This is a genomic window from Mucilaginibacter sp. SMC90, from assembly GCF_022811725.1.
Taxonomy (GTDB): Bacteria; Bacteroidota; Bacteroidia; order Sphingobacteriales; family Sphingobacteriaceae; genus Mucilaginibacter.
Window position 1 is genome coordinate 6,020,787 of record NZ_CP094527.1, and the last position, 16,767, is coordinate 6,037,553.

At 43.1% G+C, this 16,767-nt stretch carries 17 protein-coding genes and 1 pseudogene; 11 read left to right on the forward strand and 7 right to left on the reverse strand.

The annotated features are described in order from the left end of the window. The first annotated feature begins 5 nt into the window (after positions 1 to 5). The 3 genes from MTO98_RS24755 to MTO98_RS24765 are packed head-to-tail and all read left to right on the forward strand — an operon-like array spanning position 6 to position 2,615. Positions 6 to 812 (forward strand): ABC transporter permease, encoded by an 807-nt coding sequence (locus MTO98_RS24755; protein ID WP_243481666.1) that lies wholly within the window; start codon positions 6 to 8, stop codon positions 810 to 812. An 11-nt stretch (positions 813 to 823) separates the two neighbouring features. Next, positions 824 to 1,597, forward strand: coding sequence for an ABC transporter ATP-binding protein (locus MTO98_RS24760; RefSeq protein WP_243481667.1), 774 nt, complete (start codon positions 824 to 826; stop codon positions 1,595 to 1,597). 28 nt (positions 1,598 to 1,625) lie between these two features. Next, positions 1,626 to 2,615, forward strand: coding sequence for an MlaD family protein (locus tag MTO98_RS24765; protein WP_243481668.1), 990 nt, complete (start codon positions 1,626 to 1,628; stop codon positions 2,613 to 2,615). A gap of 295 nt (positions 2,616 to 2,910) precedes the next feature. Here MTO98_RS24765 and MTO98_RS24770 read toward each other — a convergent pair whose 3' ends face one another. Next, entirely contained in the window at positions 2,911 to 4,101 is a 1,191-nt protein-coding gene (locus tag MTO98_RS24770) for an acyltransferase (RefSeq protein ID WP_243481669.1), read from the reverse strand. 218 nt (positions 4,102 to 4,319) lie between these two features. Here MTO98_RS24770 and MTO98_RS24775 point away from each other — a divergent pair, with 218 nt between their 5' ends. From MTO98_RS24775 to MTO98_RS24810, 8 genes are all read left to right on the forward strand, one after another. After that, positions 4,320 to 4,784: a hypothetical protein gene (locus MTO98_RS24775; RefSeq protein WP_243481670.1), complete on the forward strand. Its 465-nt coding sequence runs from the start codon at positions 4,320 to 4,322 to the stop codon at positions 4,782 to 4,784. Continuing rightward, on the forward strand, positions 4,768 to 5,262 hold the full coding sequence (locus MTO98_RS24780; protein WP_243481671.1) for a hypothetical protein: 495 nt from the start codon (positions 4,768 to 4,770) through the stop codon (positions 5,260 to 5,262). The genes MTO98_RS24775 and MTO98_RS24780 overlap by 17 nt, the downstream gene beginning before the upstream one ends. A gap of 133 nt (positions 5,263 to 5,395) precedes the next feature. Further along, complete coding sequence (locus MTO98_RS24785; protein ID WP_243481672.1) at positions 5,396 to 5,950, forward strand: DUF1572 family protein; 555 nt, start codon at positions 5,396 to 5,398, stop codon at positions 5,948 to 5,950. Between the two features lie 203 nt (positions 5,951 to 6,153). Then, positions 6,154 to 6,474 (forward strand): helix-turn-helix transcriptional regulator, encoded by a 321-nt coding sequence (locus MTO98_RS24790; protein ID WP_091217982.1) that lies wholly within the window; start codon positions 6,154 to 6,156, stop codon positions 6,472 to 6,474. Then, a complete protein-coding gene (locus tag MTO98_RS24795; protein ID WP_243481673.1) occupies positions 6,471 to 7,436 on the forward strand; it encodes an SRPBCC domain-containing protein in 966 nt (321 codons plus the stop codon). Before MTO98_RS24790 ends, MTO98_RS24795 begins: the two co-directional genes overlap by 4 nt. Positions 7,437 to 7,823: 387 nt before the next feature. Then, positions 7,824 to 9,353: a glutamine-hydrolyzing GMP synthase gene (gene guaA / locus MTO98_RS24800; RefSeq protein ID WP_121224281.1), complete on the forward strand. Its 1,530-nt coding sequence runs from the start codon at positions 7,824 to 7,826 to the stop codon at positions 9,351 to 9,353. Next, a complete protein-coding gene (locus MTO98_RS24805; RefSeq protein ID WP_243481674.1) occupies positions 9,310 to 10,569 on the forward strand; it encodes an ABC transporter substrate-binding protein in 1,260 nt (419 codons plus the stop codon). Before guaA ends, MTO98_RS24805 begins: the two co-directional genes overlap by 44 nt. Continuing rightward, positions 10,566 to 11,735, forward strand: coding sequence for an RsmB/NOP family class I SAM-dependent RNA methyltransferase (locus MTO98_RS24810; protein WP_243481675.1), 1,170 nt, complete (start codon positions 10,566 to 10,568; stop codon positions 11,733 to 11,735). Before MTO98_RS24805 ends, MTO98_RS24810 begins: the two co-directional genes overlap by 4 nt. A 138-nt stretch (positions 11,736 to 11,873) precedes the next feature. Here MTO98_RS24810 and MTO98_RS24815 read toward each other — a convergent pair. The 6 genes and pseudogenes from MTO98_RS24815 to MTO98_RS24840 form a co-directional block, all read right to left on the reverse strand. Beyond that, positions 11,874 to 11,957, reverse strand: a pseudogene (locus MTO98_RS24815) (MarC family protein); the annotation flags it as partial. Positions 11,958 to 12,031: 74 nt separating this feature from the next. Beyond that, entirely contained in the window at positions 12,032 to 12,358 is a 327-nt protein-coding gene (locus tag MTO98_RS24820) for a hypothetical protein (RefSeq protein ID WP_243481676.1), read from the reverse strand. Between the two features lie 26 nt (positions 12,359 to 12,384). Further along, on the reverse strand, positions 12,385 to 12,957 hold the full coding sequence (locus tag MTO98_RS24825) for a MarC family protein (protein WP_243481677.1): 573 nt from the start codon (positions 12,955 to 12,957) through the stop codon (positions 12,385 to 12,387). Between the two features lie 12 nt (positions 12,958 to 12,969). Next, on the reverse strand, positions 12,970 to 14,133 hold the full coding sequence (locus MTO98_RS24830) for an MFS transporter (protein ID WP_243481678.1): 1,164 nt from the start codon (positions 14,131 to 14,133) through the stop codon (positions 12,970 to 12,972). Between the two features lie 95 nt (positions 14,134 to 14,228). Beyond that, complete coding sequence (locus MTO98_RS24835) at positions 14,229 to 15,785, reverse strand: amino acid permease (protein WP_243481679.1); 1,557 nt, start codon at positions 15,783 to 15,785, stop codon at positions 14,229 to 14,231. Positions 15,786 to 16,273: 488 nt separating this feature from the next. Continuing rightward, a complete protein-coding gene (locus MTO98_RS24840) occupies positions 16,274 to 16,636 on the reverse strand; it encodes a hypothetical protein (protein ID WP_243481680.1) in 363 nt (120 codons plus the stop codon). Positions 16,637 to 16,767 lie beyond the last annotated feature (131 nt).

Genomic DNA, 16,767 nt, shown 5'->3' on the forward strand with positions numbered 1-16,767 from the left:
ATTGAATGGACAATACGCAAAGCATAACAAAGCACCCAAAAAGATTAGCAAGGTTTAAACAAAGCCTGAGCGACTTTTTTTTGACGCTTTATAATATCAACCAGTTTATCCTCCGTTTTTTTAAAGAAGCTTTTGTACCGCCCTTTGAACTCAAGGAAGTTGTACGCCAATGTTATGAGGTTGGAGTACGTTCATTTACACTGATATCGGTTACAGGTTTCATTGTTGGCGTGATATTCACCAAGCAGTCAAGGCCATCATTGTCGCAATTTGGTGCCGAATCATGGCTCCCTTCATTAGTATCTATAGCTATCATGCGCGCGCTTGCGCCATTGGTTACCGCGCTCATAGCCTCAGGAAAGGTGGGCTCAAGTATTGGTGCCGAATTAGGTTCGATGAGGGTAACCGAGCAGATAGATGCCATGGAAGTATCGGGCACAAAACCTTTTAAATACCTGGTGTGCACCCGTGTTTTGGCTACCACCCTTACCATTCCTATTTTGTCGACCTACACGGGCTTTGTGGCTTTGTTTGGCGGTTATTTGAACGTTACCCAAAACGAAGGCACCACCTGGACAACCTTTATACAGGAAGTTTTTGAGCCCTTAACTTTTACCGATTTTGTGGCATCGCTCATCAAATCAATTGTATTTGGTTTTACCATTGGCATTGTTGGTTGTTACCAGGGCTATAACTCAAATAAGGGTACCGAAGGCGTGGGCAAGGCCGCAAACGGAGCGGTAATTACTGCCATGTTCCTGGTATTTATTGAAGAAGTTATTATTGTACAGATAACCGGCTGGTTCCGCTAATTAATTGAGATATGAAAAAGGCAGCAGTACAGGCAGATCATAATAACCCGGTTATCAGCATCAGGGGCCTCAAAAAAGCTTTCCAGGACTATGCGGTGCTTCGCGGTATCGACCTTGATCTTTACCAGGGCGAAAACCTGGTGGTACTTGGTCGTTCGGGTACGGGTAAATCGGTGCTGATCAAGATCATATCAGGCCTGCTCAAACCCGATGAGGGCATGGTAAAAGTATTTGGACAGGATATTGCCCATATAACCGAAGATGAATTGCAGAAGCTGCGTATCAGAATAGGGTTTTCATTTCAGAACAGTGCCTTGTACGATAGTATGACCGTTCGCAAAAACCTGGAGTTTCCGCTGGTACGCAACAAACGTAACCTTACCCGCGGCGAGATCAACACCGCTGTTGAAACTGTACTGGATGCGGTTGGGCTGTCACAAACTATTAATCAGATGCCATCCGAGCTTTCGGGGGGGCAGCGCAAGCGTATTGGCATTGCCCGCACACTGATCCTCAACCCCGAGATCATGTTGTACGATGAGCCAACCGCCGGCCTCGACCCTATTACCTGTATCGAAATCAATGACCTCATTAACGAGGTGCAGCAGCGTTATAACACATCATCCATTATCATAACACATGACCTTACCTGCGCCAAACAAACCGGCGACAGGATTGCTATGCTCTTAGACGGGCAGTTTCAACGTACCGGCACTTTCGATGAGGTATTTAATACCAACGACAGCCGGGTGAAACCATTTTACGACTACAACTTTATTCAATAACAACACTTAGATAAGATATACCATTATCATGGATCCAGCAGAAAACAGAAAATCGATCATAGTAGGCATATTCCTGGCACTTGGCCTTATTTTATTTATCCTGGGGGTATTCACCCTGGGTGGCCAGCAAAAAGCCTTTGTTAAAAACATAAAGCTAAGCGCCATATTTACCGATGTTGCCGGGTTAAAAAAGGGCAACGCCATTTGGTTTTCGGGCGTTAAGGTGGGCACTATCAGTAACATCAAATTCATTGGCCCGTCGGAGGTTCAGGTGTATATGAATGTTGATGAGGCTACCCAACAATATATCCGCCGTAACGCTATGGCCAAAATAGGATCAGATGGTTTGATAGGTAACAAGATCATTGTAATAGAAGGCGGCACCGCGCAGGCACCTGTTATAGAAGACGGTGATGTACTAAAGGCCGAAAAAATGCTTTCCACCGATGACATGCTAAAAACCCTGCAGGATAATAACCAAAACCTGTTAGCCATCACTAATGATTTTAAATCATTAAGCCACAACATATTGCAAGGCAAAGGTACCGTAGGGGCACTACTTGCCGATAGTACCATGGCTATGCAGCTGCGAGGCGCTATGCGCAACCTTCAGGCTACTACACAAAGCGCAGCGTTAATGGCGGTACAGCTTGATCAGTTTAGCCGTAAAATGAACACTAAGGGCGGCCTTGCAGATAAAATGCTTACCGACACAGCTACTTTTGCGCAAATTAAACAGGCCGTAACCCAGCTGCAACAGACGGCTACAAATGCATCAACACTTACCAGCAATCTTACTAAAGCAAGCAATAAGCTTAACAGCACAGATAATGCACTTGGCGTACTATTGAACGATCAGAAAGCGGCAGTACAAACGCAATCGGCCATTAACAATCTGCAGGCAGCATCTATCAAATTAAATGATGACCTTGAAGCTGCACAGCATAACTTCTTGCTTCGCGGGTTTTTCAAAAAACGCGATAAAGCGAAAGCTGATAGTTTGAAGGGCAAACAATAGCCCCCTCAAATCTCCTCATCCCGGGGAGATTTGCAAACTACATTTTTTTTCAAGTCCCTCTCATCCGGAGAGGGATTTAGGGTGAGGCAAAAAAAATGCGTTCCGTATCTCACCCCGGAACGCAATCTCGACAGCATCTCACTGATATCGATCAACTAAATCAGGTAAATCTCACCCTGTATCTTATTATACACGCATATCGTGCCATTGTTTTAAATAATTAAAAATCAGATATTTAAACAAAGTCCAACTTTTTAACATGTTCGATTATGTACATATACCGTCCTCTTTCGGATCAGATAACTTTATTTATGCCCGGTATCTTCAGCAAAACAGCTGATAACAGAAAACTGCCCGTTACGGCCAGCGGAGCAACTATCAATAATTTATAGCCGGGATCTACCGGCCAACCTATGGCAATCATCGAAAGCGAGATCAGTACAAGTGGATGGAAGATGTACACCCCAAATGCAGCACGCGATATACCTTTCAACAGCTTTGATTGCTTAACCCATTTATGTTTGGCAATAATTAACAACGCTGCCATAATAAAAACACCGGTAAACTGCTCCCAGCAAGCATACATTAATGATTGCCAATGCCCTTGCCCGCTCAAAGTTTCAACCGAACTGTGGGTATTTTCTTTTACAAAGAAGATTACAGGAAATACCACCAAAATCATGAAAACTGCCAGCCAGGCAAATAGCCGGCCGGTTTTGAGGGCAAAACCACTAAGCCAGTTATTTCTTGATGCTATTATGCCCATCAAAAACATAACTATATACTGCGAAAAATGCGCCAATTGAAACCCAACAGGTTTAAGTATCCAACCAATCGGGAAAACCATGCGTACTATATATGATGCTAATCCTAATCCGGCAGCAAATACTACAATAGCACCAGCTGATGGTGCTTTCTTTAATGGTTTATTTCGAGGCTTTATCAACGAGCGGATCAATACAAAAAACAAACTGAACAAAAGTAACGCAGCCACAAACCACAATACTCCAAAATCTATCCATCCGTCAAAACCGCTTAAATATTGAAAATAGGTGATATGGTGTCCGTAGGCAAGGCGGTAAACGATGAAACTCAATACCGGCGACAAAACAAATGAGTAAAACAATAATGGAATCCCCAAACGCTTTAACCTGTCAACAATAAAAATCCCCGCCCCTTTCTTTTGTAGTGAAGATTCTGTAAAATACGCCGAAATAAAGAAGAACAACCCCATAAAAAACGACTGATTTACGGCAACAAACAAGGTCATGGGAATAAGTGCACCTTCATGTGTGGTCTTATCTGTAAAATACCAGCCACCCGGTGCGCCGTACGTAATAAAGGCATGATGCAATACCACCAGGATAGTAAGTGCAACTTTCAAATTATCAATATAAAGCAGTTTTGGCGCAGTTGACGGCGCAATATTCTTTTCAACTGGTGGAGTATTTGTTAATTGCATAGGCAGGCTTTTCCGTATTTTCATGAATAAGACAACACAAATCTTTGTACGTTGCAGCCAAGGCGCTTTAATATGTCATGAGATCTTATCTCTCAAGGTGTGAAAAATCAGCTTGCGTTTCACATTTTTTGCACAATTTTCAATTAACTTGTAACATAATGTTTATATATTTGGTTGAATACTAAAAATATACTATTTAAATTGACATCCAGTTGAACACGCAGCTACAAACATCTGCACCCATGGCTCAGAGCAAGTCGGCGGCCGCACGAAACCTGTATAACAGTTACGCTGCAAAGCTTTTGGGTTATATTTTCGGCGTGGTGCAAAATCAATCAGTAGCTGAGCAATACCTCGCAGCAGTTTTTAAAGATGTTCCAAACAAGATAGATGAACTTTCAAAAGCAGATGTGAATGTGCTTTGCCACCTGCAAATAATGGCACGCCAAAAACTGGCTGATTTTCTGAAAACCCCTGATCATGATGCCGACAGAAAAATCACTCAAAATATACCTTGGGTGAATAATAAATATACTACCCTGATGACGGCATTACAACAACAGGTTTTTTTCGGGGTACATTATCAGTGTAAAACAACATCGAATATTGCTAAAGAGCTAAATAAAACAGAAGAGGAAATAAGAAAAACGTTAAAAGAGTGTTTTACCATTATCAGGAATGGGAGGGACAATGAAAGAGTACATTGATAGTGGTATACTTGAAGTTTTTGTAATGGGCGCAGCTACCGACGAAGAAGTAAAGGAGCTGATGTATATGAAGGCTAAATACCCCGAAGTGGATGAGGCCCTGAAACAACTGGAAATAGACATGGAAAGACTTGCGGCCGATATGGCCCTCGCCCCTCCTCCGGGCACCTGGGACAGGATTGAAAACGAGATTGATGATCTTATCCGCAGGGAAACTTACACTCAGCCAATTAAATTCAGGACAGATCACGGACATAATGGTTATGAAAAAACGGCTCCTCCCGAACAATTCATATCTATCGAATCTGAATCAAACCATATGCGCCTGCATAAATCATGGCGCTGGGTATTTGCCGGTGTGTTTGTATTAGGAAAGATCTTTTTAGGCTTCGCAATATATTTCTATCTCGAAAACCGCCAAACCCAGCAACAACTACAAGAGTTGAAGACCGAGATCAGGGAATTGAAGAACAAGTGATTGGAGGTCAGAGATTAGGTTTCAGGTCTATTTATATAGAATCCATTGATTAATTTCACAGAACACAATCAATAACATTGATAGTAAAGCTATTCGCTTTAAGCTTTGTGCATTCTGCTTTAAGCTTCAAATTATGGAAAACGATTATTTAACCAGCGTAAAAAAGCAATTTGCCTATTACAAATCTCTTGGCGAAAAAACGTTCGGGCAGCTTAACGATGAACAATTATGCTGGCAATATAACCCTGAATCAAACAGTATTGCTATGATCGTGAGCCACATGTCGGGCAATATGATTTCCAGGTGGACTGATATTTTTACTACCGATGGCGAAAAGCCCACCCGCAACCGCGAAGCTGAATTTACCCCATCCAGCGCCACCCGCCAAACAATTTTAGATAGCTGGGAACAGGGATGGAAATGCCTTTTTGATACACTTGATAAACTAACCGCTGATGATCTCGACCAGATCATCTATATCCGCAACCAGGGCCATACCGTTATGGAGGCTATTAACCGGCAGTTGGCTCATTACCCCTACCACGTTGGCCAGATAGTTTTTTTAGGCAAAATGCTCTGCAATGAAAACTGGGCTTCATTATCTATCCCCAGGGGGCAATCCGACAGCTATAATGCCGATAAGTTTGCCCAGGAAAAACGGAAGGTGCATTTTACGGATGAAAAATAATCCATTCATTATTAAGCCGTATCTCTTTACTAAACGACGTCAGGTTTAAAAATCCTGCCGTGCCGGCAGAACTCAATTAGCTTCCCATCCCGTTAAAACCTGCCCGGCATTTAAGATCTGCCTTTAAAATTTTCAAATAAATTTCCGCAACCAATTAATTGCGAATATATTTGCAATCATTTGATTGCAAATAGGAGATTTTTATGAGAAGAGATGTATTTCAGGCCATTGCCGACCCCACCCGCCGGGCTATTATTAGTCTGCTGGCCTTGCAAGCCATGACGCCTAATGCCATTGCCGAGCATTTTCAAAGCAGCCGTCAGGCTGTATCCAAACATATCCAGATATTGAGTGAATGCCAGTTGGTTAGCCAAAAACAAACAGGCCGTGAAATTTATTATCATTTTAACGCTCAAAAAATGAAAGAAGTGGATGTTTGGATGGATCAGTTCCGCGCCCTGTGGGAAACCCGTTTTAGCCAGTTAGATAACGTATTACAAAACCTAAAAAACAAACAATCATGACAAACAACGAAGCCGTATTTTCCAAAGACCTGCAAAACAAAAAGCTAAACGTGATAAGAACTTTTGACGCGCCGATCAATTTAGTATGGCAGGCGTGGACCGAAAGCGAGATCCTTGACCAGTGGTGGGCCCCTAAACCGTATCGCGCTGAAACCAAATTTATGGATTTCAGAGAAGGCGGTTACTGGTTGTATCAAATGGTTGGCCCAGAGCACACAGAACATCCCACATGGTGCAAGGAAGAATATAAAACCATCATCACACCGCAAAAAATTACCAATGCGGTTTCATTTAGTGATGAAAATGGTGTAACCGCAACAAATTTCCCTGTAATGAACTGGGAGAAGAATTTTGTTGAGAATGGCGAGCACACCACTGTTAACATAGATATCTATTTTGATAAAGTGGAAGATATGCAAACCATTGTGGGCATGGGCTTCCAGGAAGGTTTCAATGCCGGCTTAAGCAATCTTGATCACTACCTGAGCACTGCTTTCAAGATCAGGAAAGACCTGAAGCCAAACAACACGGCAAGGGTTACCACTTACTTAAATTTCAACGGCAACACCGAAGAGGCTTTAAACTTTTACAAAGAGGTTTTTAAGGGCGAATTCACCGGCAAAAAACTTACGCGTTTTAGCGATATAGAGTTGCCGGCGGAGGTTCAGATGAACGAAGCCGATAAGAAACTGATCATCCATGGCGAACTTACCATTATGGGCGGCCACGTACTGATGGCTACCGACGCGCCGGAAAGCATGGGTTTCAAACTGCAAACCGGCAATAATATGCACATTAACGTTGAACCCGAAAGCCGTGAAGAAACCGAGCGTTTGTTTAACGAACTTTCGGCCGGAGGCAAGGTGAGTATGCCCTTGAGCGATATGTTCTTTGGAGCGTACTTCGCAGAGCTTACTGATAAGTATGGCATTAACTGGATGCTGAATTATCAGAATGTCTGAACCTGGATTTGGGGGGATTTCTGGGATTAATAGGATTTTATTTAGGGATTTAACCTTGCGTTCGCTTGCAACGAGCGCTTAACTTGGCTTAGCGATTGCATCGCGACTCGCATTACAAATGCGAAACCATTTTAAGCACTCATCACAGATGAGCGCAATTGAGGAATAAATAAAAACTATGTCATTGCGAGCGCAGCGTGGCAATCGCACGGAAGCATAGCTGCCCTGTATAGTATGCGATTGCTTCGTCGTTCCTCCTCGCAATGACGTGGTTTTGTTTAATTCACCTTGCGCTCATTCACAACGCGCGCAAGGTGAACAAATCAGCGCAATCAACGAAATCAAAAAAAACGCTATAAATCAGCGGTCAAATTCCTATCTTTGCCCATGCAAGAAAAAATCCTCATTCTTGACTTTGGCTCGCAATTCACCCAACTTATAGCGCGCCGCGTCAGGGAGCTCAATATTTATTGTGAGATCCACCCCTTCAATCATTATCCCGAAATTGACAGCACTGTAAAAGGTATCATCCTTTCCGGCAGTCCTTATTCTGTAAGGCAGGAAGACGCACCTCATTTCGATTTTGAAAAATTTCATACCACACGCCCTATTTTAGGTGTTTGCTATGGTGCTCAATACGTTGCCCATTTCCACGGCGGCGAAGTATTACCATCAAGCACCCGCGAATACGGTCGTGCCAATTTGGAATACATAAAACAGGATAACCCATTATTTAAAGATGTTCCCGGTGGATCGCAGGTATGGATGTCGCACGGCGATACCATTGCTACTATTGGTGATAACTTTGAGGTAATTGCCAGTACCGATAGTGTTAAAGTTGCCGCTTACCAGGTAACCGGTACCCAAACTTACGGTATCCAGTTTCACCCGGAAGTTACCCACAGTATTGACGGCAAACAATTGCTGCAAAACTTTTTGGTTGACATTTGCGGCTGCAAGCAAGACTGGACACCAGACTCATTCATCGAAACCACGGTTGCCGCTCTTCGCGAAAAATTAGGCGATGATAAAGTAGTACTTGGTTTATCAGGGGGTGTTGATTCATCGGTTGCGGCAGTATTGCTTCACCATGCTATCGGCAAAAACCTGCACTGTATATTTGTTGATAACGGCCTTTTGCGTAAAGATGAATTTGAGCAGGTGCTTGATTCATACCAACACATGGGCTTAAACATAAAAGGCATCGACGCCAAACAACGTTTTTATGACGCATTGGCCGGCTTAACCGATCCTGAAAAGAAACGTAAAGCTATCGGCCGTGTGTTCATTGAAGTGTTTGATGATGCCGCGCATGAAGTACAAGACGTAAAATGGCTTGGCCAGGGCACCATCTACCCGGATGTTATCGAATCGGTATCAGTTAAAGGCCCTTCGGCTACTATCAAATCGCACCATAACGTTGGCGGCTTGCCCGATTTCATGAAACTTAAAGTTGTTGAGCCGCTCAACACTTTGTTTAAAGACGAGGTAAGGAAAGTAGGTAAAGCTTTAGGTATTGATCCTAATATTTTAGGTCGCCATCCTTTCCCCGGACCAGGCCTGGCTATCAGGATCCTGGGCGATATCACACCCGAAAAAGTGGCGATATTACAGGAAGCAGATGCAATTTATATAAACAATTTACGTGCTGCCGGGGTTTACGATAAAGTTTGGCAAGCCGGCTCTATATTTTTACCGGTACAATCGGTAGGTGTAATGGGCGATGAGCGTACTTACGAAAACGTGATTTGCCTCCGTGCCGTTGAATCGGTTGACGGAATGACCGCCGACTGGTGCCATTTACCGTACGACTTGCTGGCTAAGATCAGTAACGAGATCATCAACAACGTAAAAGGAATTAACCGGGTAGTATATGATATCAGTTCAAAACCACCGGCCACCATTGAGTGGGAATAAGTGGTTACCGTTTTTTTGCATAGCATTGCTGCTGGCCGCGTGTTCACCGAAAACGCGGCCGGTAGCAACTACCGTAAAAAAACCTGCTGATAACACCGAGAAAAGGCCCGGTAATACCACCGAAAACCCTTCGGAGAAAGTATCGGAGCAAAAAGTGGCGAACATAGCCATGCTCTTGCCCCTTAATCTCGAGCACTTAAATCCGGCTCAAAAATACAGCCCTTTACAGCTAAGCCAGGCTAACATCGCTGTTGAATATTACCAGGGATTTAAACTTGCCCTTGATTCGCTTACCGCTTACGGCAATAACTATAAGCTGCAGATCTTTGATTCAAGGGACGAAGCCATGCAGGCACATGACCTGGCTTTAAACGCATTTGTCCGTTCAAGTGATTTGATAGTCGGCCCTGTTTTTCCGGATGGCGTAAAGGCATTTTCCGGTGCCCTGTCCTATTCTAAAGGGCCTATCCTCTCGCCTTTGTCTCCGGCTAATCCGGCTACCATCAACAGCAAAAATCTGATCACCGCTATACCTCCGCTTGAATATCATGCCTGGGGCGCAGCAGAGTATATCAACAGAACGGTAAAACCCAAAAAGATCTTTATCCTGCGCTCCGGCTTTAACCAGGAAAATGATTATGCCGTCAACTTTAAAAAAGCCATTGACAGCTTAAGCAAAAAGAAGGTAAAGGTTATCAATGTATATGTTGTACGTGGAAAGCTGAGCAGCTTATTGCCGCAACTTTCAAAAACCGAGAAAAATGTATTTGTGATCCCTGCTATTGATCAGGCATTTTTAGGTGTAACCTTACGGTCGTTAGATACGCTGAACAAGCACTATCCGGTTATGGTGTTCGGGCACCCAAGCTGGGACAAGTTCAGCTTTCTGAAACCACAGCTTTTGCAGCGTTTAAATACGCATATCACCTCTACCGAAAAAATAAATTACAAAGCCGGGGCAACAACAACATTTTTACGTAACTATAGGCGTGCTTATCACGTTGAACCGACCGAATACGCTATTAAGGGTTTTGACGAGGGGTTATACTTTGGCAGGCAGCTTTTTGCCGATAAAGGTTTAGCTTCAATTGAGGGGACCGATTTTACCGGCTTGCATAACGGCTTCCATTTTATTAAAAAACCGGGGCAAGGCTGGATCAATACCCACGTAAATATATTAATGTACACTAACTTTGAGCTAAAACAGGTAGAATGAAGGCTATAAATCAGCTTAAAACGTTTCAGCGAATTTTGGGTGAATACCCTGCCGATACGCCACTAAGTAAATTTTTACCCGGCTTTTACCGGCAAAACAAACAAATGGGCTCAACCGACAGGCGAGTTGCCAATCGGTTAGTATACAATTACTTTCGCCTGGGCAAAGCACTGCCTGATGTTCCTGAAGATGAACGCCTGTTAGTCGCCGAGTTTTTATGCAATACCCAAACTAACTCCTACCTGCAAAATTTCAAACCTGAGTGGGCTGTATGCGTAGGATTTAGTGACGACGATAAACTCGCCCTTGTAAAAACTGCCTACCCTGATTTTAAACTGGAAGATGTATTCCCCTGGAGCAATCAGCTTTCGGATGGAATTGATAAGGAATCTTTCCTTAAATCTTTTTTTTATCAGCCCGATCTGTTTATTCGCGTTCGCAACGGTTATGATCATTTGGTAAAGGCCGAGTTGACAAAAGCACAGGTTGTTTTTAAGGATGAAGGTAATGGTTGTTATTCGCTGCCTAATGGGACACGTCTCGAAACGATATTCCCTAAACAGCACTGGTTTGAGGTGCAGGATTATTCATCGCAGCAAACGGGTAATTACTTTAAGCCACAGCGTTGGGATAGCTGGTGGGATGCCTGTGCGGCATCAGGCGGCAAATCGTTACTGTTGCATGAGGACGAACCCAATATCAAACTGGTTGTATCTGATATCCGCGAATCCATACTGGCTAATCTCGATGAACGCTTTCAACTGGCAGGGTTAACCAAATACCAAAAGAAAGCCCTCGACCTTACCCAAAACATCGATTCGGTGATGCATGACTACGCTTTCGACGGGATCATCCTTGATGCACCATGCAGCGGCTCCGGCACCTGGGGCCGTACCCCTGAAATGATAGCCCAGTTTGATGCGCACAAAATAGAGTTTTTCCAAAAGCTCCAAAAAAGTATCGCCCAAAATGTGGTGAAATATCTTAAGCCAGGTAAGCCGCTCATCTACATCACCTGCTCAGCTTTTAAAGGTGAGAATGAGGATGTGGTTGAATACTTAGTAAACGAGCTTGGTTTAAAACTGGACGAGAAGGCGGTTTTAAAAGGCTATGAGCGTAAGGCAGATACTATGTTTGTGGCGAGGTTAACCCCCCCAGCCATTTAATAATTTATGTCATTGCGAGCGTAGCGTGGCAACCGCACGGAAGCATCTCCGCCCTGTATAGCATGCGATTGCCGCGTCGCACCACCGCAAATCCCGGCCTGCTCCTCGCAATGACATGAGAGAATAAGCCTTTTTGATCTACAAATGTGTATTACTCCTGAAAAGCTTAATAGCAATCGCCAATAAAATAATCCCGAATGCTTTGCGCAGCACGCTTAACCCCTTTTGGCGCAAGTCTTGAGTAGAGGATAGTGTGAAGGCTGACTTGTGCCTCCGCAAGCGCCTTTTATAGAATCTTACCTTGGTCTTTTTATCACCGCTGTAACAATCCCTCCCGCAATTAACCCAATAGGCAAAATAACCTGACCGGGTAAAACCACCATTGAAACGACGGCTAAAAGAACACCAATTCCTATTTTTAATAACGCTAAATTAAAGAATGGCTTTTGCGCGTCATTAACGTCGATTATTTTCTGAACAGTCAAATTCGTTAATACTTGCTCTATCAACTCGGCAGGGACACCTTGCTTTTCGAGCCGGGCATAAATAACTTCATTATCAAGGCCCTCATTTTTTAGTTTTGAAGCTTGCAGGTAAGCTTTCCTTTTTAGTTCTTCGTCCATCGGTTTAGGTTAAAATTTGTGAAAGCCTACAAATGCGTATTACTCCTGAAAAGCTTAATAGCTATCGCTAATAGAATAATCCCGAATGCTTTGCGCAGCACGCTCAATCCTATAGGCCCGAGCAGCCTTTCCAGCCACTTTACATTTTTAAGTACAAGATATACCACCAGTGTATTTAACACTATGCCTACGAGGATATTCTGCGTTTGGTATTGTGATTTAAGGGAAAGCAGTGTGGTCATGGTACCGGCCCCGGCAATAAGCGGGAAAGCCAGCGGTACAATGGATGCAGCCTGCGGCAGTTCTTCTTTAAAAAAATCGACACCCAATATCATTTCCATGGCGATAATAAAAATCACCAGGGAGCCTGCAATAGCAAAGGAAGAGATATCAAGCCCGATAACCGCCAGCAGTTCATCTCCGATAAAAAGAAACGTCACCATAAGCACCAGCACGGCTATACTGGCCTTTTCCGACTCGATGTGACCTACGCGCTGCCTCAACTGAATGATTACCGGTATGGCGCCCAAAATATCAATAATAGCAAAAAGGATCATCGTGACCGAAATGATCTCTTTAATTATAAACGGGTGCGACATAACGTGTAGGATTTATTCTTTCTTCTTTAAACGGAAACTCAGCAAAAAGGCTGCTAAAATATAGCATGAAGATAAGAAGAAAATAGCATGTACCGATAGCAAAGCTGCAAAGCCCGCGGTAACCGGCCCCAGGGCTTGCCCTATAGAAGCGTACGATTGATTGATCCCCAATATTTTGCCCTGTTCTTTATGATCAATATGATCGGCAATTATTGCATTAAGCATAGGGTTGCGCAAACCGTTAAACAGGCCATAAATACAAATGCCGATAACAAAGGGTATAAATTGATTGGTGAGTCCGGTTACAAACATTGCTACAAGGCATAGAAAGGTAGAAAGTAACAGGATCATTGACTTAGATGAAAACCACCTGGTAAACAGCGGCACACAAAGCTGCATAATAATACCGCTTACGCCAAAACCTGCATACAAAATACCAATTTGTGTGGGTGTAATCTGCAATACGTCAACACTAAAGGTTTGAAAACCAATGATCATGGTAAACTGGGCCATGGTAAGCATAAAACCGGTAAATACCGCTGTACCGATGACAGGTCGCTTAAGGGTGGTTATTAAAGCTGTAAAGGAGAATTTAGTTTTTTCCGAATCTTTCTTTGTCGTATCGGGCGGGTTAGTCTCCTTTAAAAAAAACAGGCTGCAAAGCGTACCGATCAGTGAGATGCCGGCAGCAAAATAAAAAGGAACCTGCATGCCGTACCTGTTCAGGAAACCGCCAATGGCCGGCCCGATCACAAAGCCGAACCCAAATGCTGAGCTTAGTATGCCGAACCTCCTGGCCCGGTTATCCGGCCTTGCAGTGTCTGATACCATAGCTTGAGCTACGGAAACGTTCCCTCCAGTAAGTCCGTCTAAAATCCGGGCGGCAAAAAGCATGATCATGCTGCGGGCTTCGGCAAAAAGGATAAAAGAGATACACGTACCTGCAAGGCTGATCACCAGTAAAGGCTTCCGCCCCCATTTATCAGACAGCGAACCTAAAACAGGAGTGGCAAAAAATTGGGCCACCGAAAATGATGCAGTAAGGATCCCCAGCGTTTCACCGGTAACACCAAAGGTTTTACCATACGTGTAAAGTATAGGTACAATAATGCCGAACCCCAACGAGTTGATGACACATACAAATACTAATACCCACAGGTTTTTATCGCCCTTCATGAAGCGGTTTTATTGGTTTGGGAATATAAAATGGAATGTAACAAAAAAGGCCCTGAAAATTCAGAACCTTTTTTGTTTATGATAACATTGTTATACTATTCAACAAATTTAGGGTTGATAGGGTCATTAGCTCCTTCAACTTTGCCATGGCGCACATGCGAACGTTTGATGCTGTAGCCAAAGTAAACTGCAAAACCAATTAACAGCCATACAATAAGCCTTGCCCAGTTTTCCCAGCCTTCGCTGGCAATCATACAAAGGCAAATGATGGCACCAAGCGGACAAACTATGGTATAAGCCGGAGTTTTGAACGGCCGTACTATATCCGGATCGGTTTTCCGTAAGATAAAGATACCTATACATACAAGCACAAAAGCGAACAGCGTTCCGATACTTACCATATCACCTACATATTTATCAGGAATAAAACCGGCAAATAATGATACAAACACAAAGAATAACCATTGCGATTTGTAAGGGGTACGGAATTTAGGATGTAGCTTAGAGAATACTTTAGGGATCAAACCATCTGTGCTCATTGTGTAAAACACACGGGTTTGGCCCATCAGCATTACCAGGATCACAGACGAGAAGCCTGCAAGGATAGATACTGTAACAAATGAGGCTAACCAACCATAACCGGGCATAGCAGTCTTGATAGCATAGCTTACCGAAGCTTCTTTACCCTGGATAAGGAAATCTTTGTATGAAACCAAACCTGTTAACACATGCGAGAACAAGATATAAAGTATAGTACAAAACACCAATGATATCAAAATACCTTTTGGCATATCTCTCTGTGGGTTTTTAGCTTCCTGAGCAGCAGTTGAAACCGCATCAAAACCAATAAAGGCAAAAAACACCACACTTGCACCGCGCAATACACCGAGCCAGCCATGGTTAAAAGTATCGGCATAATCAACAACACCCGCGCTAACTTTGATCTTGCCTGCATCGGCCGGGATAGTATAAGGTGTATGGAAAGCCGGGTTGATAAAGTGCCAGCCTAAACCTATTATCAATAATACGATAGCAACTTTTACAACCACAATAATATTGTTTACAATTGCCGATTCGGCTGTACCGCGAATCAATAATAAAGTTAGCAGAAACAATACCAGGATGGCCGGAAGGTTAACAATACCTCTTGTGCCAAATTCGGCGGCATACATACCTGTTGTAGTATTTGACACTTCCATAAACGAGTGCGACCATGCGTAGGGTATATGCACGTTAAAGAAAGTTGTTAAAAACTCATTAAAATACTGCGACCAGCCAATAGCTACCGTAGCGGCACCAAGCGCGTATTCAAGAACTAAGTCCCATCCAATGATCCAGGCGATAAATTCGCCCATAGTAGCATAAGAGTAGGTATAGGCTGATCCCGCGATAGGGATCATACTGGCAAATTCTGCATAGCATAAACCAGCAAGGGCGCAACCAGCAGCTGCAATAAGGAATGAGATGGTAACTGCAGGACCGGCATGTTCACCTGCCGCTGCTGCTGTACGAACAAAAATACCGGCACCAATAATTGCGCCGATACCGAGTGCTATAAGCGAGCCAACGCCTAAGGTTCTCTTAAGCGATTTCTCCGTTTCTGCCGAAGCAGCCATTAATTGAGCAATCGGTTTCTTAATAAATAATTTCATTTTAAATTAGTAAGATCAGTCAAAAATTAAAAATTTACATTTCCCCAAACGTACTTAAATTTATTGAGAACGTAAAGAGCCGAATGAAACAACGGTTAAGTATTAATTATCAAAATATTAAACTGTTAAATGCTATTAAATCTATAGAGAATTAGATTTTTCAGCTCATTTCAGATGCAGAACATCAGTTTAATTTGATAATTCAGGGTTGATTAGGATTTTTTCGACCCGGCGGCAGCAGATTTGAGAATTAACCCGAAATTTCAAACCGTCATTGATGCTCTTAATGCAGTTTATATGATTTAGCAGGTATTTATTTTTTTGAACCATGATTTTGAGGTTAAAAGATTTCCTGATTTAGAGTTTAGAGATGATCTCTTATTTCTGCTGTAAATCCTGCCAAAATATGTCCGTTGCGCTACTGCAAACTTTTCTTTGCAATTTCTTACTGCAAACTGCCAACTGATAAACTGCCAACTGGCTACTGGCTACTGCTCCCCTTCCCTCTTCACCAGCAACACCTCATCATTATCAAGCAACAGGTAACCGTACTCGTAATTAAAAAAATAGGTCGACCCATTTTTTGTTTGATAGATACTGGTGATGTGGTCAAAATCAAAACCTTTTGCAGTAAGCTTTTTTCGGGTTGTTTTGGTTTTGCCGGTTGGGTTTAACTCTTCCAGCACACGTCTGTTACGGCGCAGGATATTGTTGATATTGCGTACGAGGTTGTAACTGCTGCTGTTGAGCTGATTGTTGTAATTATTACGGCACAAATCATTACAAAACTTTTTATCGGCACGGCCCTGCAATGGCGTACCACAATCTAAACATAGTCTTTCCTCACTCATTACATAAAGGTAATAATTAATTTATCCGTTTGCAAACGCTTACAAACGGATACTATCGACTATAAACGGTTAACATCCGGCTAATTTTTTCGCCTTACTGCACCTTTGTATCGTTAATTCAAACAACAGTA

Bases quoted from the DNA above. Each gene is read 5' to 3' on its own strand.
- MTO98_RS24755 (WP_243481666.1), top strand. From the start codon at position 6: ATGGACAATACGCAAAGCATAACAAAGCACCCAAAAAGATTAGCAAGG.
- MTO98_RS24760 (WP_243481667.1), top strand. From the start codon at position 824: ATGAAAAAGGCAGCAGTACAGGCAGATCATAATAACCCGGTTATCAGC.
- MTO98_RS24765 (WP_243481668.1), top strand. From the start codon at position 1,626: ATGGATCCAGCAGAAAACAGAAAATCGATCATAGTAGGCATATTCCTG.
- MTO98_RS24770 (WP_243481669.1), bottom strand. From the start codon at position 4,101: ATGAAAATACGGAAAAGCCTGCCTATGCAATTAACAAATACTCCACCA.
- MTO98_RS24775 (WP_243481670.1), top strand. From the start codon at position 4,320: ATGGCTCAGAGCAAGTCGGCGGCCGCACGAAACCTGTATAACAGTTAC.
- MTO98_RS24780 (WP_243481671.1), top strand. From the start codon at position 4,768: ATGAAAGAGTACATTGATAGTGGTATACTTGAAGTTTTTGTAATGGGC.
- MTO98_RS24785 (WP_243481672.1), top strand. From the start codon at position 5,396: ATGGAAAACGATTATTTAACCAGCGTAAAAAAGCAATTTGCCTATTAC.
- MTO98_RS24790 (WP_091217982.1), top strand. From the start codon at position 6,154: ATGAGAAGAGATGTATTTCAGGCCATTGCCGACCCCACCCGCCGGGCT.
- MTO98_RS24795 (WP_243481673.1), top strand. From the start codon at position 6,471: ATGACAAACAACGAAGCCGTATTTTCCAAAGACCTGCAAAACAAAAAG.
- guaA (WP_121224281.1), top strand. From the start codon at position 7,824: ATGCAAGAAAAAATCCTCATTCTTGACTTTGGCTCGCAATTCACCCAA.
- MTO98_RS24805 (WP_243481674.1), top strand. From the start codon at position 9,310: ATGATATCAGTTCAAAACCACCGGCCACCATTGAGTGGGAATAAGTGG.
- MTO98_RS24810 (WP_243481675.1), top strand. From the start codon at position 10,566: ATGAAGGCTATAAATCAGCTTAAAACGTTTCAGCGAATTTTGGGTGAA.
- MTO98_RS24820 (WP_243481676.1), bottom strand. From the start codon at position 12,358: ATGGACGAAGAACTAAAAAGGAAAGCTTACCTGCAAGCTTCAAAACTA.
- MTO98_RS24825 (WP_243481677.1), bottom strand. From the start codon at position 12,957: ATGTCGCACCCGTTTATAATTAAAGAGATCATTTCGGTCACGATGATC.
- MTO98_RS24830 (WP_243481678.1), bottom strand. From the start codon at position 14,133: ATGAAGGGCGATAAAAACCTGTGGGTATTAGTATTTGTATGTGTCATC.
- MTO98_RS24835 (WP_243481679.1), bottom strand. From the start codon at position 15,785: ATGAAATTATTTATTAAGAAACCGATTGCTCAATTAATGGCTGCTTCG.
- MTO98_RS24840 (WP_243481680.1), bottom strand. From the start codon at position 16,636: ATGAGTGAGGAAAGACTATGTTTAGATTGTGGTACGCCATTGCAGGGC.